At 53.4% G+C, this 21,531-nt stretch carries 21 protein-coding genes; 11 read left to right on the top strand and 10 right to left on the bottom strand.

Annotated features, from left to right (window positions below; all coding sequences use genetic code 11):
* Positions 1-258: 258 nt before the first annotated feature.
* The gene (gene ydfG, locus MUA00_RS18585) at positions 259-1,008 is read left to right on the top strand and encodes a bifunctional NADP-dependent 3-hydroxy acid dehydrogenase/3-hydroxypropionate dehydrogenase YdfG (protein WP_271124475.1); all 750 of its coding nucleotides are present in this window, start codon (positions 259-261) and stop codon (positions 1,006-1,008) included.
* 93 nt (positions 1,009-1,101) lie between these two features.
* Positions 1,102-1,788, top strand: a complete 687-nt coding sequence (locus MUA00_RS18580; RefSeq protein WP_271124474.1) for a GntR family transcriptional regulator — start codon at positions 1,102-1,104, stop codon at positions 1,786-1,788.
* A gap of 25 nt (positions 1,789-1,813) precedes the next feature.
* Here the strand turns inward: MUA00_RS18580 and MUA00_RS18575 are convergent, their stop codons facing one another.
* The gene (locus MUA00_RS18575) at positions 1,814-2,341 is read right to left on the bottom strand and encodes a helix-turn-helix domain-containing protein (RefSeq protein ID WP_271124473.1); all 528 of its coding nucleotides are present in this window, start codon (positions 2,339-2,341) and stop codon (positions 1,814-1,816) included.
* Positions 2,342-2,439: 98 nt separating this feature from the next.
* Here MUA00_RS18575 and MUA00_RS18570 point away from each other — a divergent pair, with 98 nt between their 5' ends.
* Positions 2,440-3,606: a benzoate/H(+) symporter BenE family transporter gene (locus MUA00_RS18570; RefSeq protein WP_271124472.1), complete on the top strand. Its 1,167-nt coding sequence runs from the start codon at positions 2,440-2,442 to the stop codon at positions 3,604-3,606.
* Here the strand turns inward: MUA00_RS18570 and MUA00_RS18565 are convergent.
* Positions 3,586-4,458: an AraC family transcriptional regulator gene (locus MUA00_RS18565; protein WP_271124471.1), complete on the bottom strand. Its 873-nt coding sequence runs from the start codon at positions 4,456-4,458 to the stop codon at positions 3,586-3,588. The genes MUA00_RS18570 and MUA00_RS18565 overlap by 21 nt on opposite strands.
* A 180-nt stretch (positions 4,459-4,638) precedes the next feature.
* On the opposite strand from MUA00_RS18565, the gene MUA00_RS18560 reads away from it, so the two are divergent.
* Positions 4,639-5,538 (top strand): DMT family transporter, encoded by a 900-nt coding sequence (locus MUA00_RS18560; protein ID WP_271124470.1) that lies wholly within the window; start codon positions 4,639-4,641, stop codon positions 5,536-5,538.
* A gap of 33 nt (positions 5,539-5,571) precedes the next feature.
* Here MUA00_RS18560 and MUA00_RS18555 read toward each other — a convergent pair whose 3' ends face one another.
* Together MUA00_RS18555 and MUA00_RS18550 are read right to left on the bottom strand one after the other, a co-directional pair.
* Positions 5,572-6,234 (bottom strand): DUF3313 domain-containing protein, encoded by a 663-nt coding sequence (locus tag MUA00_RS18555; RefSeq protein ID WP_271124469.1) that lies wholly within the window; start codon positions 6,232-6,234, stop codon positions 5,572-5,574.
* Between the two features lie 176 nt (positions 6,235-6,410).
* Positions 6,411-7,508: a MurR/RpiR family transcriptional regulator gene (locus tag MUA00_RS18550; protein WP_271124468.1), complete on the bottom strand. Its 1,098-nt coding sequence runs from the start codon at positions 7,506-7,508 to the stop codon at positions 6,411-6,413.
* Positions 7,509-7,782: 274 nt separating this feature from the next.
* Here MUA00_RS18550 and MUA00_RS18545 point away from each other — a divergent pair, with 274 nt between their 5' ends.
* From MUA00_RS18545 to celB, 3 genes are all read left to right on the top strand, one after another.
* On the top strand, positions 7,783-8,088 hold the full coding sequence (locus tag MUA00_RS18545; RefSeq protein WP_271124467.1) for a PTS sugar transporter subunit IIB: 306 nt from the start codon (positions 7,783-7,785) through the stop codon (positions 8,086-8,088).
* A 17-nt stretch (positions 8,089-8,105) separates the two neighbouring features.
* The gene (locus MUA00_RS18540; RefSeq protein WP_271124466.1) at positions 8,106-9,407 is read left to right on the top strand and encodes a 6-phospho-beta-glucosidase; all 1,302 of its coding nucleotides are present in this window, start codon (positions 8,106-8,108) and stop codon (positions 9,405-9,407) included.
* Positions 9,408-9,501: 94 nt separating this feature from the next.
* A complete protein-coding gene (gene celB, locus MUA00_RS18535) occupies positions 9,502-10,866 on the top strand; it encodes a PTS cellobiose transporter subunit IIC (RefSeq protein WP_271124465.1) in 1,365 nt (454 codons plus the stop codon).
* Between the two features lie 62 nt (positions 10,867-10,928).
* Here the strand turns inward: celB and MUA00_RS18530 are convergent, their stop codons facing one another.
* Positions 10,929-12,332, bottom strand: coding sequence for an MFS transporter (locus MUA00_RS18530; RefSeq protein WP_271124464.1), 1,404 nt, complete (start codon positions 12,330-12,332; stop codon positions 10,929-10,931).
* 71 nt (positions 12,333-12,403) lie between these two features.
* On the bottom strand, positions 12,404-13,501 hold the full coding sequence (locus MUA00_RS18525) for a cellulase family glycosylhydrolase (RefSeq protein ID WP_271124463.1): 1,098 nt from the start codon (positions 13,499-13,501) through the stop codon (positions 12,404-12,406).
* Positions 13,502-13,687: 186 nt separating this feature from the next.
* Between MUA00_RS18525 and MUA00_RS18520 the strand changes: the two genes are divergently transcribed.
* A complete protein-coding gene (locus MUA00_RS18520; RefSeq protein ID WP_271124462.1) occupies positions 13,688-14,695 on the top strand; it encodes a LacI family DNA-binding transcriptional regulator in 1,008 nt (335 codons plus the stop codon).
* Positions 14,696-14,756: 61 nt separating this feature from the next.
* Here the strand turns inward: MUA00_RS18520 and MUA00_RS18515 are convergent, their stop codons facing one another.
* Positions 14,757-16,349 (bottom strand): ABC transporter substrate-binding protein, encoded by a 1,593-nt coding sequence (locus MUA00_RS18515; protein ID WP_271124461.1) that lies wholly within the window; start codon positions 16,347-16,349, stop codon positions 14,757-14,759.
* 117 nt (positions 16,350-16,466) lie between these two features.
* Between MUA00_RS18515 and pepT the strand changes: the two genes are divergently transcribed.
* Positions 16,467-17,696: a peptidase T gene (gene pepT / locus MUA00_RS18510; protein ID WP_271124460.1), complete on the top strand. Its 1,230-nt coding sequence runs from the start codon at positions 16,467-16,469 to the stop codon at positions 17,694-17,696.
* Positions 17,697-17,745: 49 nt separating this feature from the next.
* Here the strand turns inward: pepT and tehB are convergent, their stop codons facing one another.
* The gene (tehB, locus tag MUA00_RS18505; protein WP_271124459.1) at positions 17,746-18,339 is read right to left on the bottom strand and encodes a tellurite resistance methyltransferase TehB; all 594 of its coding nucleotides are present in this window, start codon (positions 18,337-18,339) and stop codon (positions 17,746-17,748) included.
* Positions 18,336-19,328, bottom strand: coding sequence for a dicarboxylate transporter/tellurite-resistance protein TehA (gene tehA, locus MUA00_RS18500; protein WP_271124458.1), 993 nt, complete (start codon positions 19,326-19,328; stop codon positions 18,336-18,338). Before tehA ends, tehB begins: the two co-directional genes overlap by 4 nt.
* A 114-nt stretch (positions 19,329-19,442) precedes the next feature.
* Here tehA and ydcK point away from each other — a divergent pair, with 114 nt between their 5' ends.
* Positions 19,443-20,372 carry a YdcK family protein gene (gene ydcK, locus MUA00_RS18495; RefSeq protein WP_271124457.1) on the top strand — a complete coding sequence of 310 codons (930 nt, stop codon included), beginning with the start codon at positions 19,443-19,445 and terminating at the stop codon, positions 20,370-20,372.
* Here ydcK and rimL read toward each other — a convergent pair whose 3' ends face one another.
* Positions 20,373-20,927 carry a 50S ribosomal protein L7/L12-serine acetyltransferase gene (rimL, locus tag MUA00_RS18490; protein WP_271124456.1) on the bottom strand — a complete coding sequence of 185 codons (555 nt, stop codon included), beginning with the start codon at positions 20,925-20,927 and terminating at the stop codon, positions 20,373-20,375. It abuts the gene before it with no gap.
* A gap of 66 nt (positions 20,928-20,993) precedes the next feature.
* Here rimL and MUA00_RS18485 point away from each other — a divergent pair, with 66 nt between their 5' ends.
* Complete coding sequence (locus MUA00_RS18485) at positions 20,994-21,395, top strand: VOC family protein (protein ID WP_271124455.1); 402 nt, start codon at positions 20,994-20,996, stop codon at positions 21,393-21,395.
* Positions 21,396-21,531 lie beyond the last annotated feature (136 nt).

The raw sequence follows: 21,531 nt of genomic DNA, 5'->3' as shown, positions 1-21,531 counted from the left end.
AGCACCTGTTATGTTTTTATGAAAAGTTAACTGAGTGTTGCAATGATGATGCCAGGTTGAATTTTAGTGGCAATCGGTTGCTTTGAGTAAACCTTGCGGATGGCTGCTTTGCGCTACCCTTTATGCACCCCTATGTGGCAACGTTTGCCCGGATATGCACTACTATCGCGCAGCAGACGGCGCCTGAAACTTCAGTTATCGTAAGCCCCGGTTAGCATGCTAAGGTATTACGACATAAAAGCGTTGAGGAACAGTGACATGATTATTATGGTAACCGGCGCCACCGCTGGCTTTGGTGAAAGCATTACCCGTCGTTTCGTGCAAAATGGCCATAAAGTGATTGCGACCGGTCGTCGCAAAGAACGTCTGCTGGAGCTGCAGGACGAGCTGGGCGACAGCATCCTGACGCTGCAGCTTGATGTCCGTAACCGGGCGGCCATCGAACAGGCGATGGAACAGTTGCCAGCCGAATGGCGCAATATCGATATTCTGGTGAATAACGCCGGCCTTGCGTTAGGCATGGAGCCTGCTCATAAAGCCGATCCCGACGACTGGGAAACGATGATCGACACCAATAATAAGGGCCTGGTGTACATGACCCGAGCCGTACTGCCGGGCATGGTGGAACGCAACCGCGGGCACATCATTAATATTGGTTCTACCGCCGGTAGCTGGCCTTATGCCGGTGGCAACGTTTATGGCGCAACCAAAGCCTTTGTGCGCCAGTTCAGCCTGAATCTGCGCACCGATCTGCATAAAACCGCCATTCGCGTAACGGATATCGAACCGGGTCTGGTAGGCGGCACCGAGTTTTCCAACGTGCGCTTTAAAGGCGACGACGGGAAAGCGGATAAAACCTACGAGAATGCCAATGCGCTGACGCCTGAAGATGTGACGGAAGCCATCTGGTGGGTAGCGACGCTGCCAAAACACGTCAATATCAATACCCTTGAAATGATGCCGGTGAGCCAGACCTTTGCCGGACTTAGCGTACACCGCGAAGAATAACGGCCTTTCCCTGCCCGGCGTCCGTCCGGGTATGGGAGATTTCGCAAATAAGTGTTAAATTTGCATAAGTTTTTCTAAATAAGAAACAAAGTCATGCCTTCATCTTCGGTTCTTAATCCTACGCAGCCGGTTAACCAGCAAATTTATCGTATTCTACGCAGCGATATCGTTCATTGTTTGATTCCGCCCGGCACCCCGCTTTCCGAGAAAGAAGTTTCCATGCGTTTTGACGTTTCCCGCCAGCCGGTGCGGGAAGCTTTCATTAAGCTTGCAGAAACGGGGCTGGTACAGATTCGTCCTCAGCGCGGCACTTACGTGAATAGGATTTCCGTTAATCATGTGAAGAATGGCTGTTTTATACGCGAGGCCATTGAACGCGCCGTGGTGAAGCGTGCCGCAAGCATGGCGACAGACAGCCATCTTTATATGCTTGAGCAACTGTTAAACCAGCAGCGCGTCGCCATCGATCGTAATCAGCTTGACGATTTTTTCCAGCTTGACGATGAGTTTCATGAACAACTGGCGCTGGTGGCCGATTGCCGTCTGGCCTGGGATACCGTTGAAAATATTAAGGCAACGATGGACCGCGTGCGCTACATGAGCCTCGACCACGTTTCCCCAACGAACATGCTGCTGGCCCAGCATTACGCTATTTTCGAAGCGCTGAAGAAGCACAACGAGGACGAAGCGGACCAGGCGATGCATCGTCATCTGCATGAGATTAGCCAGTCAATTTTGCTTATCCGTCAGGAAAACAGCGACTGGTTTAGCGAAGAGTAAGCCATCCATCCCTGAACCGGGAAGCTCAAGGATAATGAATCAGCGAATGGAAATGCGCGCGTTCCGGTCCGCTGTTGCGATAGCCGTGCGCTTCGTCACCCGCGAAGCGCAAACCTTCTCCCGCACGTAACGTCTGCCACTTTCCCTGAACCTGCATATCCAGCGCGCCGCTAATAACCGTGACGTGTTCAATCACCCCGCTGTCGTGCGGGGACGATTCGCTCAGCGCGCCTGGCGCAAGCATGATGGAAAATAGATCAAAGCGCAGTTGTTCGTCGTAAGGAAAGAGCGGCACCACAACCATATCGCTGTTTTGCGGATCGAATACCGGCCGCTCCGGCGGTTCGCCCGACTGAAGAAATACCGAAAACGGCACGTTCAGGCCGGTGGCAATCTTCCATAAGGTCGCCACCGTGGGGCTGGATTCATTACGTTCGATCTGACCGAGCATGGCTTTCGACACGCCCGTTTTCTCGGCGGCAAGCGTCAGACTCCAGCCTCGCGCCTGGCGCAAGGCTTTCAGTTTTGCACTCAAATGGGCGGCAATATCCATCTTTCTCTCCTGAATTAACGGGCGGATTATAGCGCCTTGTACGCTATAACGCACGATGCTATAGTCCGACGGACGTTATAACGCACAAAGGGGAAGTCATGCGCGCATTCTCAGTTCCGTTGCCTACGGTGCTTGCAGGATTTGTTGCCGTTTTGGTGGGTTACGCAAGCTCAGCGGCCATTATCTGGCAGGCGGCGGATGCCGCGGGCGCCACCGCGTCACAAATCGCCGGCTGGCTGACCATGCTCGGTATCGGTATGGGTTTCAGCACGCTTGCGCTAACGCTCTGGTATCGCGCCCCGATTCTAACCGCCTGGTCCACGCCCGGCGCTGCGCTGCTGGCGACCAGCCTGCCCGGCAGCTCGATAAATGAAGCCGTCGGCGTCTTTATTTTCTCCTCGGCGCTCATTTTAATTTGCGGCGCTACCGGCTTGTTCGCTCGTCTGATGCGCCTGATCCCGCATACCCTTTCGGCGGCGATGCTGGCGGGAATTCTTCTGCGCTTTGGTCTGGACGCTTTCGTTTCGTTACAGGGTCACTTTCTATTATGCGGCGCAATGTTCGCCGGCTGGCTGTTGGCAAAAGCCCGTGCCCCGCGCTACGCGGTGGTTGTGGCGTTAATAACGGGTTGGGTGGTTTGCCTGGTGACCGGCGAGTTTAAAACCGAAAGCATAACGATGAGCGTTGTCATGCCGGCGTTTACCGCGCCGCACTTTTCCTTGAGCAGTTTACTGGGCATCGGGCTGCCGTTTTTCCTTGTCACTATGGCATCGCAGAATGCGCCTGGCGTGGCGACGCTGAAAGCTTCCGGCTACAGCGTTCCGGTTTCGCCGCTGATGGTAGTCACCGCGGCTATCGCCCTGCTGCTTGCGCCGTTTGGCGTGTTTTCTGTTTGTATTGCGGCTATTACCGCAGCGATTTGTCAGGGAACGGAGGCGCACCCGGACCCGGCTAAACGATGGCTGGCTGCCGCTGCGGCTGGCGTTTTTTATTTGCTGGCGGGCATTTTTGGCGGGTCGATTTCAACGTTGCTCACCGCCCTGCCGCTGGCCTTTATCCATACGCTTGCCGGACTTGCACTGCTGAGCACCATCGCTGGCAGCCTGCATCAGGCGCTGAACCATGAGCGGGAACGCGATGCGGCGATTGTTACTTTTCTGGTCACCGCATCGGGGCTTACGCTTGCGGGAATAGGCTCTGCTTTCTGGGGGCTGGTTGCGGGCGGAATTTGCTACGGCGTCTTCTTAACGGCCCGCCGAGCGTAGCTGTGAAGGGGTGATCCCAACGGTGGTTTTAAAACGGTTGCTGAAATGGCTGGCGGAGCTGAAACCGCAGGCCATCGCGATATCCGTGAACGGCAGCGCGCTATGGCGCACCAGCGCTTCCGCCCGCGCCATACGCCGCTGCATAACGTACTGATGCGGAGCCAGTTGAGTGGATTGTTTAAACATGCGCGCAAAATGAAACTCGCTTAAACCCGCCTCATGCGCCAGCTCAGCCAGGGTCAACGGCTCGCTAAGATGCTGTTCAATCCAGGCCTGAATGTTTCGCAAAACCACCGGGGCCAGCCCGCCGCGTACCGCAGGCAGACGCCACTGCACGCTGCTGTAGTTCTGCACCAGATGGGTAAGCAGCAAAGTCGAAGCGGTGCTTAACGTCATATGGTTCGCGCTCTGCTGCCAGCTACTGCTAAGCAAAAAGTGGCGATAAAGCTGCGTGATGCGCGGATCGTCGGCAAATATCTTTTCATCCAGTTGCAGCCTTGCCGGGCTGCGATCCCAGATTTGCTCAGCAATATGGCGCAGATGCCTGTCCGTACAGTACAGATGCACAAACGAGAAATCGTTGCGGATGTCCCAGGTTGTTTCGCTGTCCTGCGGCATCAGGCAAAACCTGTCCGGGCCGCCGCCGTTTTTCCAGCCGCTCGAGGTTTTCTGGTAGGTTTCGTACCCGTTATTGATATACAGGCTAAGCGTGTGGTGATCGCTAAGCTGCGTGACGCGATCGTTCTGATTCGACCAGGCCGCCAGTTGAATACCCGAGCCAAGCTCCACGCTGTCATTCAGACGGGCGTTGTGCTTACGCAGATTTTCAAAGGCAAGGTAGGTCTGAGTCATGGAGTAAAGATCGCTTAAGGGCCAGAACGTTAGTGTATGTAGAGCCGCTGCGGGTTACCAGCCATTAACCCGGCGGAAACAAAAAAATGCGCAAGATTATGCAAGTCGCGCAAAGCGGTGAAAGCGGGGTTTTGGCGTTATCTGCAAACTGTCGCTTCTGTTCGACGATGAGATAACAAAATGAACGCGGTACTTTATATTCTGGTGGTGGTGATTTGGGGGACGACCTGGCTTGCTATTTACATGCAGCAGGGCGTGGTTTCGGTGCCGGTTTCTATTTTCTGGCGTTTTGCCGTGGCAGCGGGGGTGATGCTGACGGTGCTGCTCGCGCTCGGGCGTTTGCGCCGCATCAGCCTGCGCGATCATCTGTTTTGCCTGCTTCAGGGCGCCTGCGTTTTTGGCTTTAACTTCTTCTGCTTTTATCACGCGGCGGCTTATATAAGCTCGGGACTTGAATCGGTGATTTTCTCTATGGCGGTGTTGTTTAACGCCTTTAACAGCATGGTGTTTTTCCGCCAGCGTCCGCACGCTAACCTGCTGCCAGCCGCGGTGCTCGGTATCGCAGGCGTTGTCGCGCTGTTCTGGCACGATTTGGTCGCCACACGGCTAGCGCCGGAATTATTACAGGGTATTGGACTTAGCGCGCTGGGAACGTTCGGCTTCTCTTTAGGAAATATGATCAGCACGCGCCATCAGCGTCGCAGGCTGGAAATCCTGTCGACCAACACCTATGCCATGTTCTATGGCGCGGCCATTATGGGCGCGATTGCCTGGGCTTGCGGAGATTCGTTTATGCCAGAGCTTAGCGCGCGCTACCTCGGTTCGCTTTTTTACCTGGCGATATTCGGTTCGGTCATCGCTTTTGGCGCGTATTTCACCCTCGTTGGGCGCATCGGCGCAAGCCAGGCGGCTTACAGCACGCTGCTTTTCCCGCTGGTGGCCTTAAGCCTTTCAACGATTTACGAAGGTTATGTCTGGCACAGCAACGCGGTTATAGGCCTGGCGATGATTCTGGCAGGCAACCTGGTGATGTTCTCAAAACCTGGAATGCTTAAAGCGTGGGGCAAGACAATCGCGTAAAAAAGGGAGCCAGGCTCCCTTTTTTAATGAAGCTTATTTAATTTCAAACATGGTCGCATCGGTTGCCATGTTATCAATGACGGTTTTCAGCGAATCAACGGTGATCGGCGTATTTTCGTTGCTTACCGTTTTACCTTCGCCTTTACGCACGACCTTCATCACAACTTTATTGGTGGATGCGTCGATCAGTTCGCCTTCAAAGTAAAGGTTGGTTTCCATTGTGCGGTGCCCGGTTGCCGCCTGCGTGCCTGCAACGATCATCGCGACCGGAATAACTTCATAGAACTGCAGCCCCTGCTTGCTGCTGTCCACGCCCGTAATAGCGCCATGGAAAATCAGGGTGCGCGGACCGGGTTTGCTGACCAGTTGGATACGTTGCGCAGCACTCGCTTTTAGCTGGCTATTGGCATAGGCCAGGATTTTATCCAGCGTTTCCGCGCCAAGCTGAGTCGTTGGTTTCGGCACCGGATAGTAGGTAAGCGGGTTATAAATGAGTTTGTCGTAATTGTTGCTTTTAAAGCCTGGATCAACCCAGCGTAAAATTCTTTTACCCGTGGGGGATGTTGTTTCCTGAAGCCCTGAATAATCCTTTAAAAAACCAGAATACTTTTCCGGAGCCGTTACGGATGAAGAACAGCCGGCAAGCGCAAGCAGGCCGCTCAGGCATGCCGCCTTAAAAATAATAGAAGTACGCATTTTGTATCCCTGTAATTTGCATGTAAGCCATTCAGTTATAGCAAACAGGATTTAGCTAAACTATGTGGCGACATAAAATAATGCAAAATTAAGCTTTAACTTGCGCCTCACCGCACCCCGGGCTAATCAATTGCGTGAATTTTCAGCTTATTGCGGCCGGGAAAATAAAGTCAGGGCTAAGCTTTCAGGGTTAATCCATCGCATAACAGATCGATAAGAAATAGAAGCCCATAACGGTTATCTTTTAGCGACAAGACAATATCGTTCTGCTGCGTAAAGCTGCATTCGCCCTGGGCGATAACGATAATCCCCGCGCCCTTTCGCCGCGCCTGATGCACCGCGGCTATTAAAGCGTTTTCCGGCGTATGACTGGCAAAAATCAGCAGCACCTGACCTGCGCCAAGCATCGAGGCGGTAATACTCATCAGCGCGCTGTCCTGGCAAAGATTCGCAGGATGACCAAGCGTGAGCAGACGGTACTGCAACAGGCTGGCAAAAGGCGTGTCTGCCCCGCTGGCGCTGAAAATATGCGTCGCCGTGGCTTGTTTTAGCATCTGCGCGGCGCGAGCGACCGTAGCGGGCGAAAGCTCATTGAGCTGTGAATTCAGCGAACTATGCACGCCGCTGAGCTTCTCTTGCCAGGGCTCCGGCAGCGTCCCGTTCGTTACAGGCGAGCTGGATTGCGCGAGCTTCATGCGCAAATCGCGAATATCATCGCAGCCTGCCGCTCGCGCAAAGCGGGTTATGGTCGCCGGACTCACACCCGCAGCCGTCGCCAGTTGATCGATTGTTGCCGAAGCGGCAAACCCCACGTCGTCAAGAATGGTTTGCGCCACGCGCGACTCCTGCTGGCTGAAATCATTCAGACGCGCGCGTATCTGGCTGAGAATATCGCCGCCGCTTTCTTTGCCGATGGAATGCGAGAACCTTTCCAGAATGTCGCTGCCGATACCGGCATGAGCCGCCAGCTTTTGCAACGCATCCGGCTCAACCCAGGTGGCATCGCCCAGTATGCCAACGGCTTCAGGCCTGGAGCGCGGACCGTTGTTCTGCTGCTGATGACGAACTTTACCGAGGAAGTCGTTAATATCGTCGCAGCCGATGCTGCGAGCGAAGTGCTGCAAAGTGGCAGGGCTCACGCCTGCCTTGATCGCCAGTTCCTCCATTGACGACTCAGGGATTTGCGCAAAGTTTTCCAGGAAGAAGCGCGCAAGCCGGGATTCCTGCGCAGGCAGGCCAGACATGCCCTGTACCAGTTGATAAACGATATCCATAACGGGTTGATTCCTTAAATCGGCGACGACGGCTCGTTGCAAACATCATAGATCATTGAAATTATTTTTCAACGAAAGCGCTTTTACCTGAGTGATTGCTTGCCCGTGTGCGGCGACAGTATTTCAGATCTTCTCCAGCGATCGCATTTTCACCTCGCCAACATAAGCTTTAGCGATAATCCAACCGCGATCACACTCATGAAAATAATTTTCATGCACGCTGCTTAAAACGGCTAATGTATGAAATATGTTTTCAACTGTGAGAGGAATTGTGATGAAAAAGATTATGCTGTGCTGCGCCGCGGGCATGTCCACCAGCATGCTAGTGCAAAAAATGAGAGCGGAAGCAGCAAAGCGCTCCATGGAAATTGAAATCGATGCTTATCCGGTTGCTGAAATCGAGAGCCGGCTCCGTCACGCCGACGTGGTGCTTCTGGGGCCGCAGGTGCAGTTTGAACTGCAACGCCTGAGCGAACTTTCCGCCCCGCTTGGCAAACCGGTTGCGGTTATCGACATGATGGATTACGGCACCATGCGCGGCGATCGCGTGCTGGATAAAGCCCTTGCATTAATGGCCTGAGGTGAACGGAGAATACAATGAAAATTACCGTTGTTGGCGGGGGAAGCAGCTATACCCCTGAACTGATAGAAGGCCTGATCGAGCGCCATGCTTCGCTGCCAATGGCGGAACTGGCCCTTGTTGACGTGGAGGCCGGGCGCCAAAAAGTTGACATTATTGCCGCTCTTGCGCGCCGCATGCTGGACCGAAACGGGCTGGAAGCGGTAAAAGTTTCCGTGCATTTTGATGCGGACAGCGCAATCGAGGGGTCAAGCTTCGTACTGACTCAGCTACGTGTGGGGCAACTACCTGCCCGCGCGGCCGATGAGCGTCTTGGTTTAAGCCACAGGCTGCTGGGCCAGGAAACCACCGGCGTCGGCGGCTTTGCGAAAGCGCTGCGCACCATTCCGGTGATGCTGGATATTGCCCGTCGAGTGGAACGCCTGGCGCCGGACGCATGGATAATCAACTTCACTAATCCGGCCGGTATCGTAACGGAAGCGGTTTCACGTTACAGCAAAGCGAAAATTATCGGGCTATGTAACGTCCCGGTGACCATGCATCACACTATTGCGGACATGCTGAAGCTGCCGCACTCCTGCGTTTCCCTGCGCTTCGCGGGCCTCAACCATATGGTTTGGGTGCATAAAGTGCTGGCCGATGGCCGCGACGCCACCGACGAAGTCCTTGAAATGCTGTGCGACGGCGAACAACTTTCGATGAACAATATTAAAGCCATCCCCTGGCCTGCGGATCTGCTGCGCGCGTTGCGCGCTATTCCCTGCCCCTATCATCGTTATTTCTGGCAAACCCGCGCCATGCTTGAAGACGAACTGGCTGACGCAGACGTTAAAGGCACCCGCGCCGAGCAGGTCATGAAGGTGGAGGAAGCGTTATTCAAACTTTACGCCGACCCGGATCTGGATAAAAAACCGGAAGAGCTCAGCCAGCGCGGCGGGTCTTTCTATTCGGAAGTGGCGGTTGAGCTGATTAATGCGCTGCACAACAACCTTGGCGTTGAAATGGTGGTGAATACCACCAACAATGGCGCTATTCAGGGGCTGGCGGACGATGCGGTGATTGAAACGAATTGCCTGATTGACGCGTTGGGCGCGCATCCACTGGCCTTCGGTAAGCTACCGCCGCTGATGAACGGCCTGACGCAGCAGGTAAAAGATTTTGAACGTCTGACGATTGAAGCGGCGGTCCACGGCGATAAACGCAAAGCTTTGCTGGCGCTGGTGGCCAATCCGCTGGTCGCGGATGTGAATCTGGCCTCAACGCTTGTCGAAGAAGTGCTCAGCATAAACAAAGCGTGGTTGCCGCAGTTTAGCGGTTAATCGCAATCCTGGCGCACTGCCCGTCTGCACGGGCGGAAATAACAAAAAACGAGAATACCCGGTCGGCAAAATCTGCCCCGGGCAGGGGGTGTCTGTGTCAGTCAACAAATCCATTATTGAAAAATACGTGCTGCCTACCGCGCTTAAAATCGCCGGGCAGAAACATGTTTTATCCGTACGTGACGGTATTATTCTTAATATGCCGTTTATGCTGATCGGTTCGTTTTTCCTTATCTTCGCTTATTTGCCGGTGCCCGGTTACGCGCAGATGATGAGCAATTTGTTCGGCCCGGCGTGGCAGGAGAAAGTGCTTTATCCGGTTAAAGCCACCTATGACATCATGGCGATTATCTCCGCCTTCGGTATCGCCTATCGTCTGGCAGAAAAATACCGCACTATCGATCCGTTGACCGCCGGCGCCGTCTCGCTGGTAGCGTTTATCATGACGATTCCACAGCACATTATGTTTACGCCTGCCGCAGGCGACGCCGCGCAGTTAGTAAAAGGCGTGCTGCCAATGGGCCAGATTGGTAGCCAGGGGCTGTTCGTCGCTATTCTTATCGCCCTGCTTTCCACTGAAATTTATCGTTTTATCAACAACCGCAATCTGGTTATTCGGATGCCCGAAGGCGTGCCGCCCGCGGTGGCAAAATCTTTCCTCGCCTTGATCCCTGGTTTTTGCGTGCTGGCGGTTGTTCTGGCGCTGCGCCTGCTGGTAGAAGCCACGCCGTTTGGCGATATCAATACTCTGATAACCGAACTGGTGGGCATCCCGATGAGCCACGTCGGCGGCTCCCTGCCGGGCATGATTATTTCGGTGCTGCTGATTGGCGTGCTGTGGATGCTGGGCCTGCACGGCGACACCATCGTGCTGGTCTTTATTCGCCCGGTCTGGCTGAGCAATATGTCGGAAAACCTCGAGGCGTTTCAAAACGGCCTGCCCATTCCGCATATCATCACGCAGCAGTTTTACGATCTGTGGATTGCGCCAGGCGGCACCGGCGCCCTGCTGGGGCTGGTTATCTTTATGCTTATCCGCAGCCGCAGCGCGCAGATGAAGCAGCTCGGTAAAATCGCAGCGCCCGGCAGCCTGTTTAATATCAGCGAGCCGATGGTGTTTGGCATCCCTATCGTGATGAACCCCTATCTGGTTGTGCCCTTTATCCTCACGCCGGTGGTGCTGGTTATCGTCTCTTATGTCGCTATGACCACGGGACTTGTGGCTAAACCTGCGGGCATTGCGCTGCCGTTTACCACGCCGATTGTGGTCAGCGGTTATCTTGCCACCGGCGGGCATATCTCCGGCTCGGTATTGCAGATTGTGAACTTAGGCATTTCGCTGGTGATGTATTACCCGTTCTTCCGCATCTGGGATAATTTGAAATATCGCGAGGAGAAGGCAAATCAGCCAGCGCAAGAAGCCGAGGTTCAGACCGTAACGGAGCGCAGCCCAACTTAAGTTCCCTGTGAAAAAGCCCTGCCGTTTGTATGCGGCAGGGATTTTTGCTTTCTGTTATCTGCTCAGCGCTGGTAAACCGGCTCCGTTATGTCGCTATCCGTGCCCTGCGGCGTGGCCGGTTCGGTTACGCCAGCCCGTCTTAGGGCAAGCAGGCGGCTGATTTCTGCGTGTTTATCTTCGGTGAAATCAAAGAACCACATAAATCCGATGCGGATCAGCGAACCGATAGCCGGTAGCAGGCTGATGCCGAAAAACAGCCCGTTAAGCACGCTTTCGGTTTGTGTGGCAGCCTGCGGGACGTAGCCGATTGCTGTCAGGTAGACGCCGATTAACCCGCCGCCCACCGCGACTGACATTTTCCCGGTAAAGGTCTGGCCGGAGAAGGTAATCGCGGCGCAGCGTTTATTGGAGTGATATTCCGCATATTCGATGGTGTCGACGATCATTGCCGAGGTGAACAGGTTGCTCATCATGACAAAAAGCGCGCTTAATCCCAGAAGAATAAACAGCACGGTCAGGTTGTGATAGCCGGCGAACCACAACACCACCCTTACCAGAATATCCAGCGCGCAAAGGGCGATAAATAAAGAACGTTTTTTATAACGGCGCGTCAATATTGGTGCCAGCAAACAGGCAAGCGCGGCAATAATACCGATAACGCCGATTGCGGCCTGCAGCCCGCCGTCACCCATATTATAAATAAAGAAATAGATATAAATGCCGTTGGCGATATTGTGCAGCACGCAGAAGAAGAAAGCGGCCAGTACAAAAAATAACGGTTTATTTTGCCGCAGATTGCGGAAGGTATCCCGAATGGTAACTTTCTCGTGGCTGGGCGGCACGCGCTCTTTTACGTTAAAGAAGCCGTTAAGCATTAACAGCATGCCGATAACCATCATCACCAGCACCGCCATAAAATAACCGTGGTCGCTGGAGTATGGCGCGAAGAAAGCCGTCAGCCTTGGGAAGAAGATATTTGCACAGGCTATGCCTGCGTTAACCCCGAGCACCGCGGCGGTGACTGCTTTGGTTCTTTCGCGCGGCTCACTGCTCATTACCGATGACATCGACCAGAACGGAATATCCGAGATGGCGTATAGCGTGCCCCAAAAAATATAGGTGACGCCAGCATAAATAATTTTGGTGCTGGTCGGCGCGTCAATATTATAAAACGAGGCCAGCGTCATCACCGTAATAAGCAAAGGCGCCAGCAGCATGAAATGGCGGAATTTACCGAAGCGGGTGTTCATGGTGTCCATAATACTGGCGAAAAACGGATCGTGAACGGCATCCCAGGCGCGCGCAATCAGAAAGATGGTGCTTGCCGCCAATGCGGAGATTCCCAGCACGTCGGTGTAAAAATAGTTAATAAACGAACCCACCAGCCCAAAGCTAAAACACTGTCCTAAACCATAACCAAAATAAGACCATAATTCTCGGCCGGGAATTTTCATTGCCATTGTCATCGTAGTAGCCTCTTACACCCCGGCTGCGATACCGGGGTGAACCTTATTATGATGAAGCATGAGAAAGTTATTTAGCCGCGAGGATGTAACCCTGTTTTACTGAGTCGCGCGACCAAATCCATTTCCGCGCGGCGGAATGGAATACCGTGCTCGTCAAAAACGTCATGGAACCAGAGATGAGCGTAATCCTCGCGCTTTTTCAAATAAATCGGCCATGGCAGGTGGGTTTGCGTTTTACCGCGCACCAGTCCCCACTGATAAGGCACCACGTTGCATGCGTGCATCAGAGGTAGCTGCTCTTCGAAATTGCCGCCGACATGTCTTGCCAGCCACTCGGTGCACATAATCGGACGGCCCAGTTGCTCCATTACTCTTATCGCACGCACCATTTTGGCTGTCGGGACATAGGCGTGATAGCTCACAACGTCAGACAACCGCAGCGCGGCCTGGTCGATTGGATGCTGGAAGAACTCTTCTTCCGGCTGATCGTTATCGATAAGATTTAAATGCCATGCGCCGACGGTCAACGGTTGGGAAGGATTTTCCTCACGAGCCCACTCGAAGGTTTTAAGCATTAATTCCAGCGCAAACGACTCCAGCTTCTCATCATAAAGCACCTCTTCAACGCCGGTGGCGAAGGTGCCGCGGTTGCCAGGTTCGTTATACAGATCCCAGATAAGTATGCGGCGGTCGTCGCGGAAGGTTTTCACAATGTCGCGCACATAGCGTTCAATTTCTGGCCAGACGTCTGGATCGCAGACTTTATCTCGCCCGGGGCTTGCCGCAGCCTGGCTGTTATGTTTGCCCGGGACAGGCGCTTTCTGCTCGCCCAGATAAGGTTCGTCGCCGGAAAAACCGCAGTCGTCCATCAGCGTGAGCATAACGCGAATATTGTGTTTTTCCGCAATAGTCAGAAAAGTGTCGATGCGCTCTACCAGCCCCTGGCGGTCATGCTGCCAGACGATGAAAGGTAGATTGGTGCGCAGCGTGGTGTAGCCTACGTTTTGCGCCCAACCCAGCTCTTCATCGATGGTCTCAGCATCAAAAGTTTCCGCCTGCCATAGATCCGTCCAGTTCACCGCCGTGCGCGGTAAATAGTTAAAACCGCACATCCAGCCCTGCTGCTGATGCCACTCATTTGCCTGCTGCTTAGTCCACTGCTGTCGCATACGTCCTCCGTATAATGCGCCTACTAATAATATTAGCTAATATTTATTAGTTGCCTTGCCTGACGCAAGTACAGGATGTGGCAATTGCAGGCGGGATCACATTCCAGCGATTCCCGCCCCGCCGCAGCGTGACGACCAGCACGCTGTGTTATAGTTCTCGCGCAAAGGCAGCGGATGACTAAAGCAATGGAAAAAAAAAGCAAAGTTACCATGACCGATATCGCCCGTGAGGCTGGCGTTTCCCAGGCCGCGGTATCGTTAATTTTAAATAATGCGCAGAGCATCAAACTCAGTGAAGAGACGCGCCAGCGGGTTATTACGGTGGCCCAGCGGCTTGGCTATAAAAAAATCCCCGCGCCGCATAAAGCAGAAGGACAGGAAGAAATTGCGGTATTGATGAACGTGATGCCGAGCTACGATCCCTTTGTCGATGCGTTAAGCCAGGCCCGGGATGCCGCCTGGCGTCACGATGCGCTACTGACGATTTATGACTATGGCGACGATAGCGAACTGGCGCTGCGTATTATCAAGCAGCTTGAACAACGGCGCTGCGCCGGGATTATTCTCGCCTCGCCTATCACCAGCGCTATCGATTTTTCCGTATTTGAACACTGCACCTCGCTGCCGCTGGTTCTGCTCAACGTTTATGATGGCGCCTATCCCCTGCAACCTACTTTTTTACCCGACGATTACGCAAACGCCCTGCAGGTGACCCGTCATCTTATTGATCAAGGAGCCCGGCGCATTGCCCATATCACCGGCGATGAATGGATGGACGCCTCACACCAGCGTCTTGCCGGCTACAAAGCCGCGCTTGAAAAAGCCGCTCTTCCCTTCGAAGAAGAGCTGGTGGTCAAAACTAACTGGCAAATCGATGAAACGCAGCGTGCGACCTGCCAGGTCATGCAACTCCCTTCGCCGCCGGACGCCATTTTTTGCTCCAGCGACTGGATGACGCTGGGTTGTTATCAGGCGCTTGCTCAGCTTGGCATAAAAGTACCGCAACAGGTGCTGGTGGCCAGCTATGACGATCAGCGCATTGCCGATCAGCTAACGCCGAAGCTCACCAGCGTACAACTGCCTTATACCGAGCTGGGACGCATGGCGGTGGAGTATATTTGTCAGGGCGAGGATAACGCTACGCGGGTGACGATGGCGGGAAAATTAAAAATCCGCGGTTCCACGCAACGTTAAAACCGGCATAAAAAAAGCCCTGCGCTTGAAACGCCAGGGCTTTTTGCCGTCAGGAAAAACGTTATTTCACCTCTACCTGATAAAAAATGTGCTTCCCGAACGGGTCGATTTCATAGCCAGAGACTTCTTTACGCACCGGTTCAAAAATCGTTGAGTGAGCAATCATCACCGCTGGCATCCGATCGTGCATCACCTGCTGAGCCTCTTTATACAGCGCCACGCGCTTGTCGTGATCTCCTTCAGCGCGAGCTTCCAGAATTAACTTATCAAACGGCTGATAGCACCACTTCGACGAGTTGGAACCGCCGTTCGCGGCGGTGCAGCTAAACAGCGGGCCGAAGAAGTTGTCCGGGTCGCCTGTCGCCGTCGTCCAGCCCATCAGGGCTGCCTGATGCTCGCCGCTTTTCACGCGCTTCAGATATTCGCCCCATTCATAGGTCACTACTTTCGCCGTTACGCCCACTTTTGCCCAGTCGGCCTGAATCATCTCCGCCATACGTTTGGCGTTCGGATTATAAGGACGCTGAACCGGCATCGCCCACAGATCGATGGTCATGCCGTTGGCGAAGCCCGCTTCTTTGAGCAGCGCTTTGGCTTTTTCCGGACTGTAATCATAATCTTTTAGCTGGTCGTCCGCGCTCCACACGCCCGGCGGCAACAGGTTTTTCGCCGCCTGCCCCGTACCGTGGAAGACCGCTTCGATAATCGCCGGTTTATTGATAGCCAGCGCCAGCGCCTGACGCACCTTCACGTTATCCAGCGGCGCTTTCTGGGTGTTAAAGGCCAGAAAGCCAGTGTTCAGCCCCGCTTTTTGCATCAGGTTGATGTCTTTGTTTTCCTTCATGCGCGGCAGATCCGCCGGGTTCGGGAACGGCATCACCTGGCATTCGTTTTTCTCAAGCTTCGCGTAGCGCACCGAGGCGTCCGGCGTAATGGAGAAAATCAGGCGGTCGAGTTTCGCCTTGCCCTGCCAGTAGTCCGGAAAGGCGGTAAAAAGGATGCGCGAATCTTTCTGATACTGCTTCAGCTCAAACGGACCGGTGCCGATTGGATCCATATCCACGCGTTCAGGCGTGCCCGCTTTTAGCATCGCATCGGCATATTCAGCCGAGAGGATTGAAGCGAAATACCAGCCTAAATCGGCGATGAACGGCGCTTCCGGATGAGCCAGCGTGAAGCGCACCGTGTTGTCATCGACCTTGTCGATGGCGGTTATCAGCTTGCCGAACTCCAGGCTTTCGAAGTTGGAATAATTACCGTTGGAAACGTTGTGGTAAGGATGCTTTGCATCTTTCTGGCGCATAAACGAGAAGATCACGTCATCGGCGTTAAAATCGCGCGTCGGTTTGAAGTATTTGTTGCTTTGAAACTTCACGCCTTTGCGGAGATGAAAAGTGTAAACCTTGCCGTCCTCGCTAACCTCCCAGCTTTCCGCCAGGCTCGGCTGCAGTTCGGTGGTGCCGACTTTGAAATCCACCAGCCGGTTATAAACCGGCACCGCACTGGCATCAACGCTGGTACCGGAGGTATAGAGCTGCGGATTAAAGTTCTCTGGAGAACCTTCCGAGCAATAAACCAGCGTTTTTGCTGCAGCGCCTGCGCTGATTGAAAGCGCGGCTACCGCCAGCGCAAGCGTGGTAATTTTTATTTTCATCGCTATCTTCCTGTTGGTTATCCTGCCCCTGAACGAATAATGCTTGTACTAAGCGTCCTAATAAATAACATTAAATTTACATTGCCAACAAACAACATCGAACAATAAGGAAACATTATGTCCTCGCCGCTCTCCACGCAGCTAACCCAACGTTTCTTCCGCTACCTGGCGGTAACCAGCCAGAGCGACCCTCGCGTTAATACGCTACCCAGCACCGCAGGCCAGCATGAAATGGCGGAAATTCTGGCAGCGGAACTGCGCGAACTCGGTCTGGAAGATGTGCTCATTGATGAACACGCTACGGTCACGGCGGTGAAAAAAGGCAACGTGGCGGGCGCGCCGCGGATAGGGTTTATCACCCATATCGATACTGTTGACGTCGGCCTGTCGCCGGATATTCATCCGCAGATCTTGCGTTTTACCGGCGAGGATTTGTGCCTGAACGCGGAGAAAGACATCTGGTTGCGCACTGCTGAGCATCCTGAAATCAAAGCCTATCCCGGTGAAGAAATTATTTTCAGCGATGGCACAAGCGTGCTGGGGGCGGATAATAAAGCGGCTGTCACGGTGGTGATGACAATGCTGGAAAACCTCACCTCAGAGCACAAGCATGGCGATATTGTGGTGGCGTTTGTGCCGGACGAAGAGATTGGCCTGTGCGGCGCGAAAGCGTTGGATCTCGCGCGTTTCGACGTTGATTTTGCCTGGACAATCGACTGCTGCGAATTAGGCGAAGTGGTGTATGAAAACTTCAACGCCGCCCACGCCGAACTGCGCTTTACCGGCGTAACCAGCCATCCGATGTCTTCCAAAGGCGTACTGGTAAACCCGCTGCTGATGGCGATGGATTACATCAGCCATTTCGACCGCCGGCAAACCCCGGAGCATACCGAAGGACGCGAAGGCTATATCTGGTTTAACGGCATGCAGGCCTCCCAGAGCGAAGCGCTGCTTAAAGCAAACATCCGCGATTTCGATCTCGCTAACTTCGAGCGCCGCAAAAAACAGATTGGTGAAGTCGCCGATAAAATCGCCGCGCAGTACCCGACGGCCCGAGTGGATTACCATATCAGCGATACCTACAGCAACATCAGCAATGCCATCACCGACGACCGTCGGGCCATTGATTTAATTTTTGCAGCGCTAGACGAACTGAATATTGAGCCGAAAGTTATCCCGATGCGCGGCGGCACCGACGGCGCGGCGCTGTCGGCAAAAGGCTTATTAACGCCAAACTTCTTTACCGGCGCGCATAATTTCCACTCGCGATTTGAATTTTTACCGCTGAAGTCGTTTGAAGCTTCTTATAACGTGGCTTTAAAGCTGTGTTTACTGGCGGCTAAATAATCTATTTTGTAGCGGTGGATAAGCGCCCGCGCCATCCACCGCTACTTTATTAAATCTTACGCGCCAGCATAGTGGCGAAACGCAGCTTGATGCGGTTGCCGTCAGCGTCGGTTTTGTGTAACTGACCGACGTCCTCATTGTATTTAATCAGCTCCCAGCCTTTGTAGTAATGACTCAGTTCGCCTGTTTTGAAGGCAAACGGGAACCCAACGTTACAAGGAAAGTCTTCGGTGTCCATCGCTGCCACAATCAGGTTATAACCCCCTGCTTTGGTGCAACGCTGCATATTTTCGATAAGGCCCGGTATAGTTTCGCGCTCAAGGAACATCATCACCACGGTCGAGAGAATAAAGTCAAACTCGCCGTCAAATTTCAGGTCGTTCAGGTTAACAATATCGGTAGAGATATTTTTTAACCCTTCGGCTGTAATAATCTGATTAAGGTTATTAATGCTCATCGGGTTTTTATCCCAGGCGGTGACGTCGAACCCCTTCTGGTTGAGATACAGGCTGTTGCGGCCGTTGCCGCAGCCGAGATCCAGCGTTTTACCCGGCGGCACAATCGTTGCCGCATTAACCACGTCAGAATGGGTGGGCGTTAAACCGTATTTTTCACTGTAATAGCTTTCAGGTTTTGAAATCATAGTCGTTCCTTATTCATGGGCCTTGCCGTGCGTAAAATAAATTTGCCCTGCATCAGCAGGATAAACGTGCGCACTAACAGCAGGCCGATAATTACATTAGTAAGAATAAACAGCGGCACCGCAATAACGGTAAATATGCCGTCATTGCTGCCGTGAGCGAGATGAAGCGCGGTGGTTGCCAGCGCCGAGAGGCCAAACGAGAAACTCCAGAATGAGGCGTTGAACGGCTGAGCCATGTACCAGGGCATCAGGCGCGCCATAAACAGCAGTTGAAGCAAACCGTAGCCGAACAGCATTTTGGCGAAAAAATCCGCCTGCCCGCCGTTTACGCTCAGGTACGCGCTGCAGGCCACCAGCGCGGGCGCAAGCTGGATCCCAAGCGAGGTGCGAACCGGCGTGGGCATTTCTCCGGCGCTACGCATGCGATGTAAAATCGCCGGTTCCAGACTGAGCCAGGAAAAAACGCCTGCGCCTAAAAACAGGATCCCGAGGTCGTGATAGCCCAGCGCCCCGCTCGCCATTGCGCTGATAAAGTTATTGGCGACCGTTGGCAAATACAAACCCGGTGTGGTTGCCGTTTGCGGATGATTTCCTCGCCATAAACCGGCGCTTTGCCATGCCGCATAGCTAAGCTGCACCACCACGCCAAAGACAAACATGCCAACCGCTATCGGCCGCACATAAGGCGCAAGTCCAATAGCCACCAGCATCGTCGTTGCGGGAAACAGGCTGACAAAGCTGCTCATCAGCGGATGAAGAATTTCTTCTTTTACCGTCTGTGGATATTTAACCAGGCGGTAGACAAATGCCGTCGTCAGCATCAGCCAGATGAGCATTGCCAGCATTTCGAGCGCCTCGCCGGGCAATGGACTAACCGGCCAGACGGTGGCGGCATAGCGCCAGGCGAATCCCATACCGATTATCCCCAGCACCATGCCGAAATACCCGGCGGGCAGATTAATCATCGTGGGCAGAGCTGATTTATTCATTTTTGTTTATTTTTTAAAATGTATTTTAGATGCATTTTATGGGATTCCTCGCCGAAACGCCACGTCGACTATTTACCTGCTACGTTTTAAACAGGCGTTTAAGAGGCAGAACGAATGAATAAGTATGAATTAACCGACGATTCGCAGCTTTATGACTATCTTCAGGATGGCGAAAAACAGCAGGTCAGGCTCTGGCAAATCCGCGCGCTCCGGGACTTCAGCGATGTCAAAGCCGGGCAAACCGGCGGGTGGGTTGAAAATGAAGCAAGTCTGAGCCAGCAAGGCGAGTGCTGGGTTTACGATAATCAATGCAGGGTATTTGGCGGCTCCGATGTCAAAGACAACGCGCAGATCCGCGGTGCTTCTACCCTTTGCCATCAGGCTCACGTTTCGGGAAATGCCGTCGTCGAAAATTCATTGATCGGCGGCGAGTGCTTTGTCCGTGAAAATGCCCGAGTGATGAACGGCAGCCAGGTTATTGCCGTGCGGGGTCTGACGGCCGATCGAGACCAGCTTCTGCAAATCTACGGCAACGCGGTGGTCAGCGCTTCCCGTGTAGTCCATCAGGCACAAATTTATGGCGATGCCGCCGTCCGTAACGCGTTCATAGAACATCGCGCCGAGGTATTTGGTCACGCCGTGCTGGAAGGCAACGAGGAAAACAACGTCTGGATTTGCGATTGCGCCCGCATCTTTGACAACGCCCGCATTATTGCCGGCAGCGGAGAGGACCAGATCCCAACCATTCGCTATTCCTCGCAGGTTTATGGCAACGCCGTCATCGAGGGCGACTGCGTGCTAAAACATCACGTGCGCATTTTTGATGATGCGGCGCTCGTCGGCGGCCCGGTACAGCTCGATAACCACGTGCAGATTTACGGCGGCGCGCGCGTAACGGGCAATGTGCTTATCGAAAATAACGTGCAGGTCTACGACAAAGCGGTGATAGATGGATTTGGCGGTGAGCTGATTCATATCCGCGGCATCAAAACCATCAACGGCGAGCAGCGGGTAACCAGAACACCGTTTTATGGCGTATTTTGATCATTCCACAATGCGCGCGTAAATATTTTGGTCGTGAAACTCACCGTTAAGAAACTCCGCCTGCCGTAAACAGCCTTCAAGCGTAAATCCGTTGCGCCGCGCCACCTGATTGCTCGCTTCATTTGTCACAATACATTTGATAACAAAGCGGCGGACCAGCCCTTCGCTTGAGTACTTTGCAATAATCGCTTCCAGCGCCTGCGAAATAATGCCCTGCCCCTGGGCGCGCTCATCCAGCCAGTAGCCGATATAAGCCGTCTTATTGGTGGGTTCGATTTGATTAAAAGAAATTACCCCAACCATGTTTTCGTACTGGTAAATCAGAAACATTTTCGCATAACCGCGATGGTGCAGAATGTAATTTCCCTGTGCCGTTTTGAGCGAGTCCTCAATCTTTGTCACGTACTGCGGCCATTCCATCGCCTTTTGCAGCCAGACTTTATTGCGCACTACAAGGGCGAATAATTCATCCGCATAGCGTTCATGAACAGAATGCAGCGTAATTTTTTCGTTAAGTTTGATGGCATCATCCTGCCAGTTTTCAGCCGCTTGCAACGTGTTTCTCCGGAGTCGTGAACCTATTGTCTATAGTTAGCACAGGCTCTGAAAAGGGGAAAGCATATGTCTCGAGTTGTCGCAGTCGATCATCTGGTGATTTCCGTCAGCGATTTCGCTGTCTCGCGTCAGTTTTATTCCGGACTGATGAACTTCCTTGGCTTCGAGGTGCTTGATGAGTATCCGGACATGATGGGCTGGACCAACGGCACAACCCGTCTGTGGATAAGCCAGGCCGATCCACAAGGTCTTAAGCATCCTTACCGCAAAGGAGACCCAGGTTTTCATCATTACGCCTGGGGGTTGCGTAACCGGCAGGACGTGGACGATCTGCAAAGCTGGCTTGTGGAACATAACGTGACTATTTTCGATCCCGCCGGCGAGTATTATCCCGATTATTACGCGGTCTTCTTCCTCGACCCCGATGGCATGAAGCTCGAAGGGATGTTTTATGGTGCAGAAAATTAGCCCTGCACCTTTTCGGTTCCCCAAAATTAACCAGGCGCCGCTTAAGCCGCGTCGAAACTAACGTTTCACCTGCGCCATTTCTGACCCAAAAGTTCTGGTACGAATGTTGCTTTATTTCTCTGTAACTAAAAGGAGA

It is taken from the genome of Dryocola boscaweniae (assembly GCF_025215095.1).
GTDB lineage: Bacteria > Pseudomonadota > Gammaproteobacteria > Enterobacterales > Enterobacteriaceae > Dryocola > Dryocola boscaweniae.
The sequence above is the reverse complement of the archived record's forward strand: the minus strand, read 5'-3'. Positions and strand labels throughout refer to the sequence as shown.

Bases quoted from the DNA above. Each gene is read 5' to 3' on its own strand.
- MUA00_RS18520 (WP_271124462.1), top strand. From the start codon at position 13,688: ATGGAAAAAAAAAGCAAAGTTACCATGACCGATATCGCCCGTGAGGCT.
- pepT (WP_271124460.1), top strand. From the start codon at position 16,467: ATGTCCTCGCCGCTCTCCACGCAGCTAACCCAACGTTTCTTCCGCTAC.
- ydcK (WP_271124457.1), top strand. From the start codon at position 19,443: ATGAATAAGTATGAATTAACCGACGATTCGCAGCTTTATGACTATCTT.
- MUA00_RS18580 (WP_271124474.1), top strand. From the start codon at position 1,102: ATGCCTTCATCTTCGGTTCTTAATCCTACGCAGCCGGTTAACCAGCAA.
- tehA (WP_271124458.1), bottom strand. From the start codon at position 19,328: ATGAATAAATCAGCTCTGCCCACGATGATTAATCTGCCCGCCGGGTAT.
- MUA00_RS18515 (WP_271124461.1), bottom strand. From the start codon at position 16,349: ATGAAAATAAAAATTACCACGCTTGCGCTGGCGGTAGCCGCGCTTTCA.
- MUA00_RS18570 (WP_271124472.1), top strand. From the start codon at position 2,440: ATGCGCGCATTCTCAGTTCCGTTGCCTACGGTGCTTGCAGGATTTGTT.
- MUA00_RS18575 (WP_271124473.1), bottom strand. From the start codon at position 2,341: ATGGATATTGCCGCCCATTTGAGTGCAAAACTGAAAGCCTTGCGCCAG.
- MUA00_RS18530 (WP_271124464.1), bottom strand. From the start codon at position 12,332: ATGACAATGGCAATGAAAATTCCCGGCCGAGAATTATGGTCTTATTTT.
- MUA00_RS18525 (WP_271124463.1), bottom strand. From the start codon at position 13,501: ATGCGACAGCAGTGGACTAAGCAGCAGGCAAATGAGTGGCATCAGCAG.
- ydfG (WP_271124475.1), top strand. From the start codon at position 259: ATGATTATTATGGTAACCGGCGCCACCGCTGGCTTTGGTGAAAGCATT.
- MUA00_RS18560 (WP_271124470.1), top strand. From the start codon at position 4,639: ATGAACGCGGTACTTTATATTCTGGTGGTGGTGATTTGGGGGACGACC.
- MUA00_RS18550 (WP_271124468.1), bottom strand. From the start codon at position 7,508: ATGGATATCGTTTATCAACTGGTACAGGGCATGTCTGGCCTGCCTGCG.
- MUA00_RS18565 (WP_271124471.1), bottom strand. From the start codon at position 4,458: ATGACTCAGACCTACCTTGCCTTTGAAAATCTGCGTAAGCACAACGCC.
- MUA00_RS18545 (WP_271124467.1), top strand. From the start codon at position 7,783: ATGAAAAAGATTATGCTGTGCTGCGCCGCGGGCATGTCCACCAGCATG.
- MUA00_RS18540 (WP_271124466.1), top strand. From the start codon at position 8,106: ATGAAAATTACCGTTGTTGGCGGGGGAAGCAGCTATACCCCTGAACTG.
- tehB (WP_271124459.1), bottom strand. From the start codon at position 18,339: ATGATTTCAAAACCTGAAAGCTATTACAGTGAAAAATACGGTTTAACG.
- MUA00_RS18555 (WP_271124469.1), bottom strand. From the start codon at position 6,234: ATGCGTACTTCTATTATTTTTAAGGCGGCATGCCTGAGCGGCCTGCTT.
- MUA00_RS18485 (WP_271124455.1), top strand. From the start codon at position 20,994: ATGTCTCGAGTTGTCGCAGTCGATCATCTGGTGATTTCCGTCAGCGAT.